The organism is Stenotrophomonas sp. 62841_Sma, from assembly GCF_056482945.1.
This window is the reverse complement of record NZ_CM151224.1, coordinates 2,344,621-2,362,642: the sequence shown is the minus strand read 5'-3', so window position 1 is coordinate 2,362,642 and position 18,022 is coordinate 2,344,621. Positions and strand designations below refer to the sequence as shown.

The following is an 18,022-nucleotide window of genomic DNA, read 5'->3' as shown; positions in this document are numbered from 1 at the left end:
TTTGAGGCGGTAAGCTTCGCCCAGCATCAGGGGGAAGTCATGTTCACAAGGATTGCAGCCGGATTGCTGCTGTGTGCACTTGCCGCGCCTGCGGCAGCCCAGCAGATTTACAAGTGCGTCACGAAGGCAGGGACCGAATACCAGTCAACGCCCTGCGCAAATGGCGAGACGGCCAAGACGTGGACGGTTGAGGTCGCACCTCGATCTGAGGGCGTCGTTGAGAATGAGCGCCGCTTGGACACCATTCGACAGCAGAACTCAGCGTCGATCGCACCTCGGCCCGCACCGACGCGGCCGGTCTACCGGAATGGCGGCGGCGGCGCTCGCCTCCACGTCATTTCTCAGTACAGGGATCCGGAGGCCTGCGAAGCCGCCAAGGCCGAGCGTGAGCGGGTCTTTCGGATGTACGGTACTAACCGACCTTTCGAGATCAGTCGCCAGATGGATGACAAGGTCTGGTCGGCCTGCAAATAGAGGCTGATCAGCGGTTGCCGGGGTGTAGGGGCAGCGCCCCTACGGAGTCGCCTCACACGCGCTGGCGGCGTTTCGGCCCCGGTACCGGCAGGACTGCTGCAGGCGGCTCGGCGTCGGGCCCAGCCATCGCCACCGTCGAACGCTGTTTGCGCTGGCTCACAACGTCCCGAAGATTGACCACAGTGGCAGGATGATGGCGAATGCCGGCGTCCCGATTGCGCCCATTTTTAGAACTGCTGATCGTCGGCGCTGAGCGCGCAGCTTCCATCATCCGGCGCCATTCCTGCGCTTGACAGGCGGTCAGCGAGAGCCAGGCCAGATCCTCGGGCAGTAGCTCGCGGCCTTCAGGGGTGATCAGGCGATCACCTAGGAAAGAAAAACCGGCCCAAGGGCCAGTCAAGTCGATACGGTGGTGCGGGTCGAACTCAATCATGCCGCGATCTCATCCTTGGCCGGGGTCTGAGGTCGAAGGCAAGAGCCGAGCCAGAGGCTCAGCCATTGCCATGTGGAGCCGACGAAGGAATACCAGCGCTGTCCAAAGCGCCTGATACCATTTCGCATAATGTATATTATGTTCCGAACAAGATAGCCACCCGAGCGGCCAGAGCCTCCCAGCCCTCAGATCCCAGACCTCACCCTTGGCCACCTTGCCCACTCAATCCCCACAGCGTCGATAGTCAAACGGAATCCGTAGGATCTTCCCATCATCTCCCGGCCCGGAAATGCTCGCCTTCAGTGCAGCGCCATCCCGCCGGTACTCGATGCGTTTCGGGAAGTCATTCTGCGGATTCTCGAACACCACCCAGTTCGCGCCATGGTCAGCAATGACGAACGTGGTTGCCGCCACGCCATTTGGCTGCACATGCAGGCCAGCCGCTTTGCCTGCAGGCACCAGACGCATGTACTCGAATGACTCCATATCGCCGCGGCTCAACGTGCGCGACATACCAAGCAAAGCGCCGCCGGCCTCGGGCAGCCAGACCTCATCAAGCCTGCGTTCCTCGGTACCGCCACACCAATGCCCGGCCAGCCAGTCGAACTCGGCCGGTGCGGCCATAGCCGCGCCACTTCCCAACGCCAGCCCTGCGCCCAGCACCACCAACGTCGACTTCAACATACCCTGACCTCCTGGATCGGTTGGACGCAGGCTAGCGCCCCAGCCCCGGGGACGCTTGTAAAAATGCGCAGGATGACGTCCGATGCGGCATGGACTACCGCGAGCACCCTGCCCCCGACGACCTGCGCCGTCATGTCCAGTGCCTCTGGTGGCTGCGGGACGAAGCCCCAGGCCATGGGGTGCAGGTCATCTATCCCGATGGCCGGTGCGAGTTGCTGGCGGAACTTGGCGTGCCGCTGCATCTGCACGGGGCAGATGGCCGGATCCGTTCCGATCTGCCGTTCTGTTTCGCCGCACAGCAATGCGGCCCGATCCGCCTGCGAGCCGTCGGCCCGGTGTTCTGCATCGGCGTGCGGCTGCAGCCGGCCGCAAGCGCCTTGATCGCCGGTGCCCGCCTGCGCGGGCTTCGCGACCAGGCACCGGACCTGTACACGCTGGATGCCTCCTTTGCTGAGACCTTCAGTGCGGCCGCACGCGCCAGCGCGGCAAGCAGTACGCCCGAGCCGTTATGGCAGGTGCTGCGGGATTGCTGTGCCAGTTTCACCCTGGACGAGCGCATCGAACAGGCCGTTGCGGAGCTGGATGCAGCGGAAGGCGACCTGCGCATCGCCGAACTGGCGCGGCGGCTTGGCATGTCCCTGCGTGGCTTGCAGTCGCGTTTTCTGGCGGCCGTGGGCATGACGCCGAAAGAATATGCCCGGGTATGCAGGCTGCAGGCTCTGTTGCACACGTTGGATGGAGAAGCCACCAGCATCGCCTCCGCCGCTGCGCGCCACGGCTACAGTGACCAGGCCCATGCCACGCATGACCTGGTGCGATGGACCGGCGTCACGCCCGCTCGGCTGGTCCACGCGCTGCGCGGTGATCGCGGCAGCGACGATGCACTGCGGCTGGCTGCCGCCTTCGTGCGCGGAAGCAGTAGCGGCCACGCACGATAGCCGGGCCCCACCCTCCTGCCCTGCTCCAGAGCCGACTCCATCAGCCAGCGCTTCCCGCCACCCGGATCTGCTCCCCCAGCTCCCGGATACGCGCTTCACCTGCCTCCAGTGCCTGCGGGCTGGTATGGACCGAGTAGTAGCCGGTTGCCAGCGGATACGGATGCCGTGCTGCGGTACCGAACACGAACTCGGTGTCCTCGCGGGCGAAGAACGCGACCTCCTGGCCGCCTTCCTCGAAGACCACCAGTTCACCTGCACCGATCGCTTCGGGTACACGCAGCGAGCCCACGCTCACCGCGGTCCAGGCCACGCCATGTCCCGGCGGCGGTTGGAACCGCCACGATTCTCCCGCCCGCAGTTTCACCGAAAAGTAGTTGATCGGTGCCGGGGCATCGATGGGGCTGCGGGCCGTGCCGTACGCTCCCAGCAATACGGTCACCGAGCCTTCGCTGCGGATCTCGCCAGGAGAGAAGTAGCGGCTGAAGGGCGCGCCCAACTCCAGTGCGGGCGGCAGCGCAAGCCACAGCTGGAAACCGCGCAAGCGATCAGAATCACCGAATCCGCCGCCGTGCCACGCGCCACTGCCGGCCTGCATCCATTCCATCCAGCCGGCCTCGATACTGCCTTGGCGGCCCTGGTCGTCTTCATAGTCGACGGCCCCTTCCAGCAGCCAGGTGAGTGTGGCGATGCCCGAATGCGGATGCAGGCCAAGCGCAGAGGCTTCGGCGCGCGAAAGATCGCGGGCATCGATAAGGTCGAGGAAGACGAACGGCTTGAGACGTTCGCCCAGGTCGGAAGGACTCACCAGCCGGGTGATGGGTCCGTGGCTGCGGCCGCGGGTGCGATGCACGATGCGGCGCACGGAGGCGACCGGAGGCATCGCGGTGGATTCGGAGGGGTGGACGGCAAGCATGGCGTGGTCTCCTTGGAAGCGGGTTTCGAACGTCGCGACGACGTCGTACGCCCAAGGTAGGCACTGAGCACTCATGGCAGTAGCCCGCCAGTTCGGATTTCATTCCTCCATCGCTGGAGCAATAGCTGCCACGCGTGGAAGCGGCAGCGCCTCCCACTCAGGTGCTTACCAGTTGCCCTGCATCAGATGGGTCGTGGCGAAGTCGACAAACGCGCTGGCGGCGCGTGGCAACTGCCGCCGGCTCTGGTAGACCACGAACAGCTCCAGGCCATCAATACGGTAGTCGGGCAGCACCTGGACCAGCGTCCCTTCCCGCAATGGCTGCGCCACCATCGCCTCGGTCAGCAGCGCGATGCCCATGCCGGCCACGCAGGCCTTGGTCAAGGCCAAGGCCGAGTTGGCGCTGAATCGCCCGCGCACTTCGACCTCAGCGGGGCCATCCGGCCCCATCAAGCGCCACTGCGTGCGCCCTGAGCCCGAGGGCACGGCGATACAGTCGTGCGTGGACAGGTCCTCCAGTGCGCTGGGCGCTCCCCGTGCCTCCAGGTAGGCCGGGCTGGCCACCAGCACGGCACGGTTGTTGCCCACCCGGCGCGCGATCAGTGTTGGCCCGGTGACTGCACCTGCACGAATCGCAACATCGATGCCGTCAGCGACCAGGTCGGCGCGCGCATCATTGAGCACGAACTCCAGGCGCACCCGCGGATGGGCCTGCAGGAATGACTGCACCCACTCCAGCTGGAACCAGTTGAAGAAGTCCACCGGCGCGGCAACGCGCACCTTGCCCACCGGCACTTCACTACCCTCGGAAAGCTCCAGGGTAGCGTCCGCCAGCGCCTCGATCTGCTCCACGCTGCGCGCGTACAGGCCCTCACCGGCATCGGTCAGGGTCAGCTTGCGGGTGGAACGATGCAGCAGCCGGACACCCAGCTGCTCTTCCAGCTGCTGGATGCGCCGGCTGGCGGTATTGGAGGGCATGCCGATCCGGCGGGCGGCCTCAGCGAAGCTGCCGGCCTTGGCCACCTGTACGAACAGGGCCACATCATTGAGATCGATCACCCGCGGTCTCCATGCAGACGACCCCCGGTACGGAGGCCCCTGCATTGTGTTGCAAATGGTGTCGCCGCGCTCGGCGCAGCGCCCTTCCCTCATCGGGCCTTGCGCGCATCCAGGCTGAACCGGCCTGCGCCGTTGGCGGCCAGCATCAGGAATGCACCAGCAATGGATACATTCTTGAGGAACATGATCATCTGCGTCTGGTCAGCGACGTTGTTGTGGAACAGGAAGGCGGCAGCCAGGGTGAAGCCCGCCAGCAGCACGGCGACGATCCGGGTCTGCCAGCCGGCAATGATCGCCAGCGCGCCACCGATCTCCGCCAGGATCACCAGCGGCAGCATCAGCGCGGGAACACCAACCGAGGCCATGTACCCCGCCGTGGCCTCGTAGGCGCTCAGCTTGCCGAATCCCGACAGCAGGAACAGTGCGACCAGCAGGAGGCGGCCGAGCAGTTCGACTGCGCCCTGCAGGCGGGTGGAGGACGAGGCACCAAAGGTGGTTGTGGAATAAGTGGACATGTCTGCATTTCCTGGAGGCGTTTTGAAAGAAGAGGGTCGGTGGGCAGCGGCAGGAACGACGACATCATCATTGCCAGCGGGACGCACTCTAGGTGCCCCTTCCACCGCCCACTAGCCGCCCCAGGGGGAATTCACCCGTCCATTCATGGACGAATCCACCCACAGCGGGATTGCTCCCATCCGTGGACGAATGAAATCCGCTGCAATCGGCTAGTGGGGCCCAATGCCCCGAAATAGAGTGCAGCCGTGGCCCATGGCAGTGCGTTCGCCGGGCCCGTCCTACCCTCCACTACGAGAACCGCCATGAATCTCCTGCACATTGATTCCAGCATCCTGGGCCAGCAGTCGGTCAGCCGCCAGCTCACCGCCCAGCTCATCGAGGCGGCCCGCCAACAGCATGGCGACGTGAGCGTGACCTACCGCGACCTCGCCCTGGCACCGGTCGACCACCTTGCTCCGCCCCACCTTGCCGCTGCCCAGGGCGCCCCCATCGAAGCCGATGCCCTGCAGCAGGACGTGGCGCTCGGTGCCAACGATCTGGAGTCCTTCCTGCAGGCGGATGTCGTTGTCATCGGGGCACCGATGTACAACTTCAGCATTCCCAGCCAGCTCAAGGCCTGGATCGACCGCATTGCGATTGTCGACAGGACCTTCCGTTACACCGCACAGGGGCCGGAGGGCCTGGCGGGCGGCAAGCGGGTGCTTATCGCCTCCACCCGCGGCGGCATGTACGCCGGTGATGTGCCGGGTGCGGCCATGGACCATCACGAAACCTACCTGACCAGCCTGTTCGGTTTCCTCGGCGTCACCGACCTGCAGTTCATCCGGGCCGAAGGTCTGGCAATGGGCGACGATGCGCGTGCACAGGCACTGCGGCACGCCCAGCAGGACATCGAGCGCGTCTTCGCCTGATAGCTGTGCCGTCGGCGATACACATCGCCACGGCATTTCAATCCCATTCCGCCCGACGCACCGAAGCCGATGGACAGCGATATCGCTGTCTACAGGAACCGGTGCATCACATATACATCAACCAACCCCAGCGACAGATGCTGGAACGCCGCAGGTAGCGTCCCGACCACGGCGAAGCCCAGCTTCCGATACAGCTCAATCGCTGGCGCATTGGTACTGACCACGTAGTTGAACTGCATGGCCAGAAAGCCTTCCGATCTGGCTCGATCAAGACTGTGCTCCACCAGCGCCCGACCAATGCCGCGCCCTTGCGTCAGCGGATCGACCACGTAGGTGGCGCTGGCCACATGCGCCCCCAGGTCCGGGTAGTTGGCGCCCATTTTGTACATTCCGACCACGCGCCCTTCCAGAACGGCCACAAAGGCCGCCTGCACTCCGGACCAATGGCTCCGAAAGGTGCCGACCTCGAAGGTGCCGGCGAACGGAAGCGAATCCTCCATCGCAATGGCCGCCTTGAAAATCGCCCACATGGCGTCAAAGTCACCGTCGGTGGCAGCTCGGATTTCCATGCGATTCCTCGCGGATCGGCGTAGCGGGCAAGGCGGACACTAGCAGAATCCAGCAAGTGCGCCGGCACCCGCTTCACGCGCCACCGCCATCGGTTCGGCAATAGTTGAGTGAATTCCGGCCCTTAGAGCAGTACATGCCCCCTACTTCCGCGCGCATCCCGCACCGGCTCCGCCGATGGCGCGTCGCTGGCTACATCCTGCTGGGCGTGTACGTTCTCTACCTGCTGGCCGGCAACATCTTCCTCAACACCCCGTTGTTCGACCAGGTCACCAACCGCAAGCCGCACAAGTTCGTGATGACGACCGGCCCGGCCATCACGCTGCTGCCGGGCCATGTGATCGCGTGGAACGTGCACATGCGCGGGCACGTCAACCATACCGTCTACGTACTGCACGCCGAGCGTGCCAGCGCTCGCTTGGCGGTCCTGCCCCTGTTCCGCCGAGAAGTGCGGGTTCCGCGATTGCAGGCCACTGGCGTGTCGGCCGAGATCAGTCGCGTCGAGGACGCCATTCCGTCACCGCCGCGTAGCGACCAGGGCTGGACCCTGCGCTTCGACGCCATCCACAGCGACAGCATCCGCAGTGCCCGGCTCGGCAAGCTGCTGATCATCGGCAAAGGCCAGGGCACGGTCGGGTTCCTCAAGCAGCTGCGCGGCGGCCCATCGGAACTGTTCGATTCCGAGGTCTCGTTCAGCAAGGCAGACACCAGCTATGACGGCGTGCAGCTGCTGGGCGACATGGATCTGACCGCGCGCTTCAGCTATCCGCGGCACTATCGCGACCAGGCGCCCGGCCTGGCCAAGTTGAAGCTGTTGCATGCGCAACTTGAGGTGGATGCGCGCAGCCAGGGCCTGCGCATGGATACGGATGCCACAACGCCAAAGATATCCAGCGCGCCCGTGCCCGGACGCCTGCAACTAGCGGTCCACCTGATCGACGGCCAACTGCAACCCGGTGACCGCGCGCTCTGGCAGGTGCCGCTCTTCCTCGGCGATGGCGCGCCCAATCGCGGCGTGCTGGCCCTGCGGCTCAATGTGGCCAACGACCTGCGCCTGCAGGCCCGCCTGCCGCCACGCCCGGATTCGGCCGCCGGCATCGATGCCGACCTGCACATCACCGGGCGCGAGATTCCCTTCCAGCACCCTGCCCAGCTGCTGGAACGCAGCTCCGGCACCGTGCGCGGCGAATGGACGTTCACCTCGCTCAACTGGATCCCTGCCCTGTTCGTGCGCAAGCCGTGGCTGCAGCTGGATGGCGGCGGCACCCTGAAAGCAGATCTGCGCCTGCGCAATGGCGAACTGATCGAAGGCAGTACCGTGGACATCCCTTCGGCTGCCGCCGTGGCCGAGGTCGCTGGCGTGCGGCTGGCCGGCACGGCCAGTGCGCATGGCGAGCTGAAGGCCGGCAGCCCCACTCAGGCACAGCTGGCGATCCGGCTGCCCCGCTTCACCGCTCGCCCAAGCGAAGCGAAGGATGTACGCCTGTTCGACGGTCGCGACCTGGCCGTGGACCTCACCGGCGATGGCCGCCTGCAGGAACTGCGCAAGGGCGTTCGTGCGCGGTTGCGCTTCAGCCAAGCGACCATCCCGGACCTGGCCGCCTACAACCGCTACCTTGGCTCCCAACAGGTGCGACTGCTGCGTGGCACCGGCCGCCTCAGCGGCGACGCCACGCTCGACACCGATGGCCGCGTCGGTCACGGCACCGCGCGGCTGCTGGGTCGCAATGCCAGCGCCAAGGTGGCGGGCCTGGACATGGGCGGCGATGTCGACGTGAACGCGACGCTTCGCCGCGGGGACTTCAACCAGCGTCATTTCGATCTGTCCGGCACCACCGTGGAGCTGCGCAATGTGCAGGTGGCGGGCACCGATTCCAGCAGCGCGTGGAAAGGCCGTGCTGTGTTCAAGCGGGGCCGCATCGACGCGCAGTCCCCGTTCCAGGTGGACGCTACCACCGATCTGACCCTGAGCGATGCTCGCCCCTTGCTGGCCGTGTTCGCCAAGCGCACCGACTACCCGCGCTGGACGCTGTCCCTGCTGGATTCCGGCCAGGTCGATGCACAGGCCACGTTGCGCTGGCGCCCGGGGCATCTGGTGATCGACGGACTTCAGGCCGAGAATGATCGCCTGTCGGTACGTGCGCGGCTGGATCTGCTGGAGCAGCGCAAGCGTGGCGATCTCTATCTGCGCTGGGGGCTGCTGGGCGCGGGCATCGAGCTTGATGGTGATCAGCGCCAATGGCATCTGGCCAAGGCGCGCGAATGGTTCGATCAGCGCCCTTCGCTGTTGCCGGCTGCCGAAGGTGAAAGCGCCGCGGGTTCCTCGGACTGATCGCCACGGGCTGCATCCATTTGCCGCTTCCGTTCGTATGAGCGGGTAAACGCAGGAAGGAGCGATACGGAATGAAGCGGCGTTCACAGGCTCTGGGTCTTCTGGGATGGGGCGTGATCACCTTTGCGGCGGCCGCAGTCGGCGCATGGGCATCGACATCCGCCGCCAGCTTCTACGCCACTCTCGCCCTTCCCGCCTGGGCACCGCCTGCCAGCGTGTTTGGCCCGGTATGGAGCCTGCTCTACGCCATGATGGCCATTGCGGCGTGGCTGGTCTGGCGCGAACGCGGCTGGCGCAACGCGCAACCGGCCCTGGTGCTCTATCTGGTGCAGCTGGCCGTCAATGCCCTCTGGAGCTGGCTGTTCTTCGGCTGGAAGCTGGGCGCGCTGGCCTTCGTCGACATCCTGATACTGATCGCGCTGGTGTGCGCAACGATCGTTGCATTCGCCCGCATCCATCGTGGTGCGGCGGTGATGCTGCTGCCTTACCTGGCCTGGATATCGTTCGCATCCGCGCTGAACTTCACGGTGTGGCGCGCCAATCCCGGGTTGCTGTGACCCCGTATCAGTGCTCTCAGGCCTGTGCGACGCGCTGCGGCTGCCATGCACGCAGCAACGCCGGCTTGAACGCCTGCTGGCCACAGCCTGTTGGGCATCGCACCACGCGCGCGGCGGTGTGGCTGACCAACCCCTGCCCTTCCTCCGCCTTGAACACCGTGTCGCAGCTCATGCACCGCGCAACCAGCGAGTACAGGTGGAGCAGGCGCCCGCTGGCCGGATCCTGCAGGGCATCCACATCCAGCAGCTCAAACTGGCAGCTGTCGGCAAGCATGCGGTATGGCGTTGAAAGCAAGGTCTGCAGGTTCACGGGGCGTAGTCACTCAGGAATGTGCGTTCACCCTAGGCAAGTGGGTGTCGAGCGCGCGTGCAGCGCACATGTACCTTTCGCGAAACATGCAAGTGCTGTTGGAATGCTCAGATGAAGAATTCAGGTTTGAATGAAACGTTCTTCACACGCACGTACTGGTATGCGAATGCACGATTTTGCGTCACCATCCGTGCATGCCGGATGCAACGCTGGGCCATTCCAGCCATCCACGAATCTTGAGTCCCGCCTTTGATGCCTTCTGCCGAGTCCACGCACGACACTGCCCAGTCCCGTTGTGCGCGCGAACCGATTCATACGCCCGGTGCGATCCAGCCCTACGGCGTGCTTCTGGTCGTTGAACCGCAGTCCCTGCGGGTGCGCGAGCGCGCCGTCAGTCATCCCGGCCTGCTGCAGCAGTTCGGCGAACCGTTGATGCAGCATGTCAGCGAGGTACTGGGCGGCGTGCTGGCGCCCTTCCAGGCGCTGTTCCAGCAGGCCACGGTGGGCAGCAGCGCGCATGTCGGCGCCGTGCACCTGGATGGCCACGGCCGCCATCAATTGTTGGTGCATCGCTCCGCCACCGATCTGCTGATCGAGCTGGAGGCACCGGTTCCCGGCCAGCCGGGTTCGCTGGAAGAACTGTATCCGTCGATCCGCGAACTGATGAACGGCATCGAATCGGCCACCACCGTGGAAGATCTGTGCCAGCTGGCGGCCGCGCACATGCGCCGGCTGACCGGCTTCGATCGCACCCTGGTCTACCAGTTCGATCCCGGCTGGAACGGCATCGTGGTCGCCGAGGATGGCAACGGCCTGTTGCCGTCCTACCTGGACCTGCGCTTCCCCGAGTCGGACATTCCTGCGCAGGCCCGCGAGCTGTACCGCCGCAATCGGGTGCGCCTGATCGCGGACAACAGCTATACACCTACCCCGCTGATGCGGGCCGAGGACCATCGCGACGCGCCGGCTACCGACCTGAGCCTGGCCGTGCTGCGCAGCGTTTCGCCCGTGCACCTGCAGTACATGCGCAACATGGGCACTGGCGCGTCGATGTCGGTGTCACTGGTGCACGAGCGCCAGCTGTGGGGTCTGGTGTCCTGCCACACGGTGCAGCCACGCCGCCTGCCCTACCACGTGCGCACTGCCTGCGAGTTCATGGGCCAGATCCTGTCACTGCAGATCGCCCTGAAGGAGCGTGCACGCGCCATCGAAGAGCGCGTGGCGCGCCGTTCGGTGCTGGTCAAGCTGCTGGCACGCATGGCCGGCGACGAGGATTTCATGGCTGCGCTGCGCCACGATGAAGCCAGCCTGCTGTCGCTGACCGGCGCTGCCGGTGCGGCCATCGTGCACAAGGGCGACTGCATGCGCGTGGGTGAGTGCCCACCCGCCAGCGACGTGCTGGCCCTGGCTGATTGGCTGGCTACCCAGCAGACCGGGCAGGAAACGTACTGCAGTGACCATCTGGCAGCCGACTGGGCGCCCGGCGCGCGCCTGTCCGATGTGGCCAGCGGCGTACTGGCGGTGTCCATTTCGCAACTGCACGACAGCTATCTGATGTGGTTCCGCCCGGAAGTGGTGCGCACCGTGCGTTGGGGTGGCGACCCACGCAAAGCGGCGGCGCCCGGCGTGGCACTGTCCCCGCGCAGTTCATTCGAAGCCTGGAAAGAGACCGTACAGCAACGCAGCCTGCCATGGACCGACGCCGACTGCGATGCCGCACACGAAATGCGCACGGCCATCGTCGATATCGTTCTGCGCAAGGCCGAGGAAATGGCCGAGCTCAACGAGCAGCTGGTCCGCAGCAACAAGGAACTCGAAGCGTTTTCCTATTCGGTCAGCCACGACCTGCGCGCGCCGTTCCGCCACATCGTCGGTTATTCGGAGCTGCTGGGCAGCTCGGCCGGCGAACGCCTCAACGATACCGAGCGCCGCTTCCTGGATACGATCGTGGAGTCGGCCAAATCCGCTGGGACACTGGTGGACGATCTGCTGAGCTTCTCGCAGATGGGCCGTTCCACGCTCGGCCGGGTACGGCTGGATATGGCGGCGCTGGCCGAAGATGTGCACCGGAGCCTGGCTTTGGACTACGCCGGACGCGACGTGCAATGGACGCTGGCGCCGCTGCCGGAGGTGGAGGCCGATCCCACGATGTTGCGTCTGGTCTGGCAGAACCTGCTGGCCAACGCGATCAAGTTCACCCGCGAGCGCGAGCAGGCCGTTATCGAGGTCGGTCACGAGCGCAACGTCGACGAAGACCACTTCTTCGTGCGTGACAACGGCTGCGGCTTCGACATGCGCTACGTGGACAAGCTGTTCGGTGTGTTCCAGCGCCTGCATCACGTCGAAGAATTCGAAGGCACCGGCATCGGCCTGGCCAATGTACGCCGCATCATCGGCCGCCATGGCGGCCGTACCTGGGCCGAGGGCGAGCCCGGCAAGGGCGCCACGATTCATTTCACCCTACCCCGTTCCACAGGAGATCTCCCATGAGGGACCTGCGGCCGATCCTCCTGGTGGAGGACAGCCCCAAGGATGCCGAGCTGACGCTGGCCGCGTTGTCGCGCTGCCAGTTGCTGAACGATGTCATCCATGTACGCGATGGTGCCGAGGCGCTGGATTACCTGCGCTGCGAAGGCAAGTTCGCCGGCGCCATGCACGGCGGCCCGGTAGTGGTGCTGCTGGACCTGAAGCTGCCCAAGGTGAATGGCCTGGAGGTTCTGGAGCAGGTCCGTGGCGATTCGAACCTGAGCAGCACGCCGGTGGTGATGCTGACCTCCTCCCGCGAAGAGCAGGATCTGGTGCGCAGTTACGAACTGGGCGTGAACGCATTCGTGGTCAAGCCAGTGGACTTCAAGGAGTTCTTCGACGCCATCCAGGGGCTGGGCATGTTCTGGGGCATCACCAACCAGCCCCCGCCGCATCGGCCCAACGGCTCGGGGCAGCACAATGCGTGATGGATCGCGCCGCAGCGAGCGCCTGCGCATCCTCATGCTGGAGGACAGCGCGCTTGATGCGGAGCTGATCAGCGCACAGCTGCAGCGTGCCGGCCTCGATTTCGAGGCCGAGCGCCTGTGGACCCGCAATGCCTTCATCGAGGCAATTGAGAATCGCGCCTTCGATGTGATCCTGGCCGATCATGTGCTGCCCGGATTCGACGGCGATGCGGCCCTTGCACTGGCACGCGAGCGGATTCCGCAGACCCCTTTCATCTTCGTCTCCGGCACGCTGACCGAAGAACTGGCGGTGCAGGCGCTGACCCGTGGCGCACGCGATTATGTGGTCAAGCAGCGTCTGCAGCGCCTGCCGGATGCGATCCGTCGTGCGCGGCAGGAGGCTCATGAACGCACCCAGCTTGTGCAGGCGCAGGCCGCACTGAACGACAGCCAGGCGCAGTTGCAGCAGGTAACCGATGCCGTCCCTGCGCTGATCGCCCAGCTCGACACGGGGCATCGCTACCGCTTCGCGAACAAGGCGTTTCTGGACTGGCACGGCGTCAGCCTGGCCGAACTGCTGGGTCGCGCGGCACGGGATGTCAGCGGCATTTCCGCCTTCGAGCACGCCCTGCCCAGCCTGGAGCGGGTACTGCAGGGCGAGCGCACCAGTTTCCAGGTCGAACTGGTCCACCGCAGCGGCGAGTCACGATTCGTGCAGATGGACTGCGTACCGGAGCATGCGGCCGATGGCAGCGTGGTCGGCTACATCTGCATGGGCAGCGATGTTTCACTGTTGAAGCAGGCCGAACTGGCGCTGCGCGAGGACAACCAGGTTCTCGAGCGACAGGTGCAGGCACGCACCGCCGAGTTGAGGGCCAGCAAGCGGCGCCTGCAGGCGATCTTCGAATCCAGCTTCCAGCATCAGGTGCTGCTGGATCTGTCCGGACACGTGGTTGATGCCAATGACGCGTCACTGGCCGCGGTGCTTGCGGACAAGAAGGACACCGTTGGCGCGCGCTTCGGCGAATCGCTCTGGTTTGCCACAACCGATGGCATCAGTGCGCTGATCGACCAGGCCGTCGCCGCAGCCGTACAGGGCCGCAGTTCGCTGCATGCACTGGAACTGGAACTGCCGACCGGGCGGCGCAGCTTCGACTTCTCGTTCCGCCCGCTGCTGGATACCGAAGGCGTGGTCACCGCCGTGGTTTCCGAGGCGGTGGAAACCACCGCGCGGCTTCAGGCAGAACACGCACTGCGCCAGTCGCAGAAGATCGAGGCGGTCGGCCAGCTCACCGGCGGCATCGCCCATGATTTCAACAACATCCTGACGGTCATCTCCGGCAACGTCGAGCACGCCATGCTGCTCAACGAACGCGCCGGAGAACCCGGGGCAATGGTCAGCCGTGCACTGGACAATGCACTGAAAGGCGTCGGCCGTGCCGCTAGCCTGACCCAGCGCCTGCTGGCGTTTGCCCGTCGCCAGCCGCTGCACAGCCAGGCCGCCAACCTCAATGAACGCCTGCTGGACATGCACGACATGCTGCAGCGTGCACTGGGTGAGCTGGTGCAGCTGGAGATCCGCAACGCCGAGGACATCTGGTGCGTGGAAATCGACATCAGCCAGCTGGAGGCCTCCGTACTGAACCTGGCGGTCAATGCCCGCGATGCGATGCCGCATGGCGGCCGGCTGGTGATCGAAGTCGACAACAGCCACCTCGACCACGACTACGCCGCCCTGTTTCCCGATGCAACGCCAGGCGAGTACGTGATGTTGCGGGTGCGCGACAATGGCCACGGCATGGACGCAGCGACCCTGGCGCGCGTGTTCGAGCCGTTCTTCACCACCAAACAGGTTGGCCGCGGCACCGGGCTTGGCCTGTCCATGGTGCATGGCTTCGTCAAGCAGTCCGGCGGCCACGTGCTGATCGACTCGGTGGAAGGCGGCGGTACCAGCATCACCATGATGTTCCCGCGCTCTCCGCTGTCCCTGCCCTGCGAAGCACGCACCCCACAGACCGGCCTGGCGGGTTACTCACCGCGCGAGGAAACCATTCTGGTGGCCGAGGACAATGACGATGTCCGTGCCCACACGGTGGATGCGCTGCGGCTGTTCGGCTACCGCGTGCTGGAAGCCCACGACGGCCCCTCCGCACTGCGGCTGCTGGAACGCCCCGATACCAAGGTGGATCTGCTGTTCTCGGACGTGGTGATGCCCGGCATGTCGGGCTGGGAACTGGTGCACGAAGTACGTGAACGCTGGCCGGAAGTCGCCGTCCTGTTCACGTCGGGCTATCCACGCGACCACGACCAGGTGGGCAGCCAGGGACGCGCCGTTTCATTGCTGCCAAAGCCGTTTACCCGCAGTGATCTTGCAGCGGCGGTCCGCACCGCGCTGGAGGCGACGCCGCACTGAGGTCAGGACGCCGGATCGCGCATGCCAGCGGCGATCCGGTTGATGTCCGCGCACTCCACCTTGGCCGGCGGATGCTCCCTGGCGGCCAGTGCAATCATCGCCTGGCCCAGGGCCAGATTGCTGGTCATCAACGAAGGCGCAATCGCACCGGCCAGCTTCATCAACGGCGCGCCGCCCCAGTACAAGGGCTTCAACAGGGCATGACGGGTGCCGGTTCCCGCGACCGGCCTGACGCCCCCCGGGCGCAGCATCACCGAGCGCACCGGCAGGGCCTGCAAAGCAACTTCGGTCTCGCCCTTGACCCTCAGCGGCATCAGCCGGCTCTGAGGGTCTGCACCCGCACCGGATACATACAGAAAGCATCCCTCGGGATTCGCGGCCGCCCAGGCACGGGCCACCGCCAGCGTGGTGTCCACGGTAACGCGTCGGTACTCGGCCTCGGCGGTGCCGACCGGTGGCGCACCGGCGCAGTAGAGGCATGCATCGAACCCGGCAAGCTCCTCCACCCGCTCCTGGATACGCAGAAAGTCCGGGACAATCAGTTCGCTGCCGGTGCCGCTCAGACTGCCGGGGTGACGGACCAGCGCGGTCAGGCGGGAAACCTGTTGTGAGCGCTGGCAGGCCAGCACCACACCCTGCCCGACCAGGCCAGCGGCACCGGTCAACAGAATCCGCAATGCACCCGTCCCGACCATCATCGCACCCGCCTCAGAGTTTCACGAAACGCTGGATCTTCCGCGCCAGCCAACCGCTGAACACCAACGGCGCATCCAACGCAGACACGCAGATGCACGGCACACCCGGCGCGGTCACCGGCTGGTGCTCCACCTCCTCGTCCAGATCCGCAACGTCACCCGGCGCGAACAGCCCCAGCGCGTCGTTGTAGGAACCGCGCAGGATCTGGGTCAGCTCGCTGCGGCCATGGCTGTGCATGGGCAGGCACTTGCCGGGGGCGATCTTCAGCATGATCAGCGAGGGCATCTGTTCGGCCCGGATGCAGTGCACCCCCGGCGCCATCCAGCGCCAGCGCAGGTCACCCAGCGAGGTGCCAAAGTAGGGATGCAGTGACGCCGGCAGATGATCGGGATCGGCCTCGGGCCGCTCCTTCGGCATAGGGCGCAGGGATTCCGCCATGGCCGTCGGGGTTTCCGTGGCCAGCTGCATCAGCATGGCCTCGCGCAACTGTTCGCGCCGCGTGTCGTTTGCAGGCGGCCGGGTCTGCTCCAGCAGCACCGAACCGATCGCCTCAGCATCGCGCAGGCGCTGACGGCAATGCGGGCACTGCTCCAGATGGGCACCGGCCACGATGCTCAACGGCGCCGGCAACGCGCCGGCGGCATAGCTCATCAAGGTGGATTCGTGCAGGTGGTGGTGCGGATTCACAGCACACCTCCCACTTTCGCCTGCAGTTGCAGGAAGGCACGGCGCAGGTGCGATTTGACCGTCCCCAGCGGCATGCCCAGCGCTTCGGCGATTTCGCTGTGGCTCTTGGCTTCGAAATAGGACATCCGCACCAGCCGCGCCTGCACCGCAGGCAGCTCGTTGATGCGCTGGCGCAGACGCGCCTGGTCGGCGAACTGTTCGGCGCTGCTGCGCTCGATCACATCCAGCGTCGCCGCGTCCTCCACCGCTGCCTGCACCTGCATCCAGCTGCGCTCGCGGCGCACTCGATCGATATGCAGGTTGCGGGCGATGCGATACAGCCACGTACTCAGCGCCCCCTGTGCCGGATCGAAATCGGCGGCCCGCAGCCATAGGCGCAACAGGCATTCCTGCGCCAGCTCCTCGGCTACGGCATCGGGTGCGCCCAGGCCGCGCAGGTACACGCACAGCCGCGGCATGAAGTAGTCGTAGATCCGCATGAAACACTCGCGGTCGCGCAGCCGCGCCACGCCGTCCATGTCACCGGCCCAGTTCGTCGGCTCGCTGCTCGGCTGCTGGGAACTGGACACGGTACGTGCGGTATCGAAGTTGAGGAGTGTGCTGGCGGCGTCAGGGTACATCTGCGTTCGCGGCGGGCGGGTGAAGGTCTGTCCTCTGTACGTGCAGGGGCAGCCATTGGATGCAGTCGGCACTGCGCATCCAACCGGGCGCCCCCGCCGTATGACCTGAGAGACCTACCCTTCCGGATGAACACCATGCGCACTGCCTGGCTGCTGCTGTGCCTGCCCCATGCCGCGCTGGCGGCACCCTGGCTGCGAAGTGAGGGTGTGGCCACCTCCGCGCAGGGCGACATCCTCTACCGTGAAGTGCACTGGCGGCGCGAGGCAACGGAGGGTGCCGAACGCTGGGTGCTGTACCAGTGCCCGGATGGCCAGCCCTTCGCCCGCAAGCATCTTCCCGCCAGCGCCCGCCCGCAGGCACGGAGCTATTCGCTGCAGGACCGCCGCAGCGGCCAGACCGCCGAAGTCGACGCCACTGGCCACTCGGTGTCGATTGCCTGGAAGGAAGATGCCGCCAGCCAGCCGCATCAGCGCCGGCTTGAACTGCCGCCGGACGCGGTGATCGATGCAGGGTTCGACGCCGCGGTGCGCCTGCACTGGCCGGCGCTGCTGCGCGGCGAACGCATCAGCCTGCCCTTTCTGGTGCCGGGGCGGCAGCGCTACTTCCCGGTGCAGGTGCGGCGCATCGGTCCGGTACGTTGGCAGGGTATTGATGGCCAGTCGATCGACGTCAGTCTGGACACCTGGTACGGCGGCATCGCCCCGCGTCTGTCACTGGTCTATGCCAGCACCGACCGCCGCCTGCTGGAATTCCGCGGCACCAGCAACCTGCGCGATGCCCGCGGCAGCTACCCGCAGGTGACGGTGCGCTTCAGCTCGCCAGCTGCCGAGCAGACTGCCGCGGAATGGCAGCAGGCCTGGACGCATCCTCTGGTCGACCGCTGCGCCGTGACGCCCAGGTGAAGTCGAGATTCTTCGCGTCGCAGCGCATCCATTGCACGCGCTGCTGCGTACAGGTAGACACGACACCCGCCGAGAT

Annotated in this window: 19 protein-coding genes; 9 read left to right on the top strand and 10 right to left on the bottom strand. The window is 65.7% G+C overall.

Translation table 11 applies throughout. The annotated features are described in order from the left end of the window. Window positions 1-39: 39 nt before the first annotated feature. The gene (locus ACZK5G_RS11040; protein ID WP_478466393.1) at window positions 40-474 is read left to right on the top strand and encodes a DUF4124 domain-containing protein; all 435 of its coding nucleotides are present in this window, start codon (window positions 40-42) and stop codon (window positions 472-474) included. A 52-nt stretch (window positions 475-526) separates the two neighbouring features. On the opposite strand, the gene ACZK5G_RS11035 is transcribed toward ACZK5G_RS11040, so the two are convergent. Together ACZK5G_RS11035 and ACZK5G_RS11030 are read right to left on the bottom strand one after the other, a co-directional pair. Further along, window positions 527-907: a DUF3653 domain-containing protein gene (locus ACZK5G_RS11035; RefSeq protein WP_478466391.1), complete on the bottom strand. Its 381-nt coding sequence runs from the start codon at window positions 905-907 to the stop codon at window positions 527-529. Between the two features lie 222 nt (window positions 908-1,129). After that, window positions 1,130-1,591, bottom strand: coding sequence for a DUF6265 family protein (locus ACZK5G_RS11030; protein ID WP_478466390.1), 462 nt, complete (start codon window positions 1,589-1,591; stop codon window positions 1,130-1,132). Between the two features lie 89 nt (window positions 1,592-1,680). Here ACZK5G_RS11030 and ACZK5G_RS11025 point away from each other — a divergent pair, with 89 nt between their 5' ends. Next, a complete protein-coding gene (locus ACZK5G_RS11025) occupies window positions 1,681-2,529 on the top strand; it encodes a helix-turn-helix domain-containing protein (RefSeq protein ID WP_478466388.1) in 849 nt (282 codons plus the stop codon). A gap of 40 nt (window positions 2,530-2,569) precedes the next feature. On the opposite strand, the gene ACZK5G_RS11020 is transcribed toward ACZK5G_RS11025, so the two are convergent. The 3 genes from ACZK5G_RS11020 to ACZK5G_RS11010 form a co-directional block, all read right to left on the bottom strand. Continuing rightward, window positions 2,570-3,442 (bottom strand): pirin family protein, encoded by an 873-nt coding sequence (locus ACZK5G_RS11020; RefSeq protein ID WP_478466386.1) that lies wholly within the window; start codon window positions 3,440-3,442, stop codon window positions 2,570-2,572. Window positions 3,443-3,607: 165 nt separating this feature from the next. Next, a complete protein-coding gene (locus tag ACZK5G_RS11015; protein WP_478466384.1) occupies window positions 3,608-4,501 on the bottom strand; it encodes a LysR family transcriptional regulator in 894 nt (297 codons plus the stop codon). A gap of 89 nt (window positions 4,502-4,590) precedes the next feature. Next, a complete protein-coding gene (locus ACZK5G_RS11010; protein ID WP_478466382.1) occupies window positions 4,591-5,016 on the bottom strand; it encodes a DoxX family protein in 426 nt (141 codons plus the stop codon). A 303-nt stretch (window positions 5,017-5,319) separates the two neighbouring features. Here ACZK5G_RS11010 and ACZK5G_RS11005 point away from each other — a divergent pair, with 303 nt between their 5' ends. Beyond that, complete coding sequence (locus tag ACZK5G_RS11005; RefSeq protein WP_478466380.1) at window positions 5,320-5,928, top strand: FMN-dependent NADH-azoreductase; 609 nt, start codon at window positions 5,320-5,322, stop codon at window positions 5,926-5,928. Window positions 5,929-6,017: 89 nt separating this feature from the next. Here ACZK5G_RS11005 and ACZK5G_RS11000 read toward each other — a convergent pair whose 3' ends face one another. Then, window positions 6,018-6,497: an N-acetyltransferase family protein gene (locus tag ACZK5G_RS11000; protein WP_478466378.1), complete on the bottom strand. Its 480-nt coding sequence runs from the start codon at window positions 6,495-6,497 to the stop codon at window positions 6,018-6,020. Window positions 6,498-6,631: 134 nt separating this feature from the next. Here ACZK5G_RS11000 and ACZK5G_RS10995 point away from each other — a divergent pair, with 134 nt between their 5' ends. Together ACZK5G_RS10995 and ACZK5G_RS10990 are read left to right on the top strand one after the other, a co-directional pair. Then, window positions 6,632-8,827 carry an AsmA family protein gene (locus ACZK5G_RS10995; protein WP_478466376.1) on the top strand — a complete coding sequence of 732 codons (2,196 nt, stop codon included), beginning with the start codon at window positions 6,632-6,634 and terminating at the stop codon, window positions 8,825-8,827. Between the two features lie 71 nt (window positions 8,828-8,898). Further along, window positions 8,899-9,384, top strand: coding sequence for a TspO/MBR family protein (locus ACZK5G_RS10990; protein WP_478466374.1), 486 nt, complete (start codon window positions 8,899-8,901; stop codon window positions 9,382-9,384). 16 nt (window positions 9,385-9,400) lie between these two features. Here ACZK5G_RS10990 and ACZK5G_RS10985 read toward each other — a convergent pair whose 3' ends face one another. Next, on the bottom strand, window positions 9,401-9,694 hold the full coding sequence (locus ACZK5G_RS10985; RefSeq protein WP_121503249.1) for a hypothetical protein: 294 nt from the start codon (window positions 9,692-9,694) through the stop codon (window positions 9,401-9,403). Between the two features lie 252 nt (window positions 9,695-9,946). On the opposite strand from ACZK5G_RS10985, the gene ACZK5G_RS10980 reads away from it, so the two are divergent. Genes ACZK5G_RS10980 through ACZK5G_RS10970 form a run of 3 tightly spaced genes read left to right on the top strand, consistent with a single transcriptional unit; the run spans window position 9,947 to window position 15,040 of the window. Next, window positions 9,947-12,184 carry an ATP-binding protein gene (locus ACZK5G_RS10980; RefSeq protein ID WP_478466372.1) on the top strand — a complete coding sequence of 746 codons (2,238 nt, stop codon included), beginning with the start codon at window positions 9,947-9,949 and terminating at the stop codon, window positions 12,182-12,184. Next, window positions 12,181-12,648: a response regulator gene (locus tag ACZK5G_RS10975; RefSeq protein ID WP_121503247.1), complete on the top strand. Its 468-nt coding sequence runs from the start codon at window positions 12,181-12,183 to the stop codon at window positions 12,646-12,648. The genes ACZK5G_RS10980 and ACZK5G_RS10975 overlap by 4 nt, the downstream gene beginning before the upstream one ends. Next, window positions 12,641-15,040: a response regulator gene (locus ACZK5G_RS10970; protein WP_478466370.1), complete on the top strand. Its 2,400-nt coding sequence runs from the start codon at window positions 12,641-12,643 to the stop codon at window positions 15,038-15,040. Before ACZK5G_RS10975 ends, ACZK5G_RS10970 begins: the two co-directional genes overlap by 8 nt. A gap of 2 nt (window positions 15,041-15,042) precedes the next feature. Here the strand turns inward: ACZK5G_RS10970 and ACZK5G_RS10965 are convergent, their stop codons facing one another. Genes ACZK5G_RS10965 through ACZK5G_RS10955 form a run of 3 tightly spaced genes read right to left on the bottom strand, consistent with a single transcriptional unit; the run spans window position 15,043 to window position 17,043 of the window. Beyond that, entirely contained in the window at window positions 15,043-15,735 is a 693-nt protein-coding gene (locus tag ACZK5G_RS10965) for a Rossmann-fold NAD(P)-binding domain-containing protein (RefSeq protein WP_478466512.1), read from the bottom strand. A 13-nt stretch (window positions 15,736-15,748) separates the two neighbouring features. Beyond that, complete coding sequence (locus ACZK5G_RS10960) at window positions 15,749-16,423, bottom strand: ChrR family anti-sigma-E factor (protein WP_478466368.1); 675 nt, start codon at window positions 16,421-16,423, stop codon at window positions 15,749-15,751. Next, a complete protein-coding gene (locus tag ACZK5G_RS10955; protein WP_032127329.1) occupies window positions 16,420-17,043 on the bottom strand; it encodes a sigma-70 family RNA polymerase sigma factor in 624 nt (207 codons plus the stop codon). Before ACZK5G_RS10955 ends, ACZK5G_RS10960 begins: the two co-directional genes overlap by 4 nt. A 135-nt stretch (window positions 17,044-17,178) precedes the next feature. Between ACZK5G_RS10955 and ACZK5G_RS10950 the strand changes: the two genes are divergently transcribed. Further along, window positions 17,179-17,946 (top strand): hypothetical protein, encoded by a 768-nt coding sequence (locus tag ACZK5G_RS10950; RefSeq protein ID WP_478466366.1) that lies wholly within the window; start codon window positions 17,179-17,181, stop codon window positions 17,944-17,946. Window positions 17,947-18,022 lie beyond the last annotated feature (76 nt).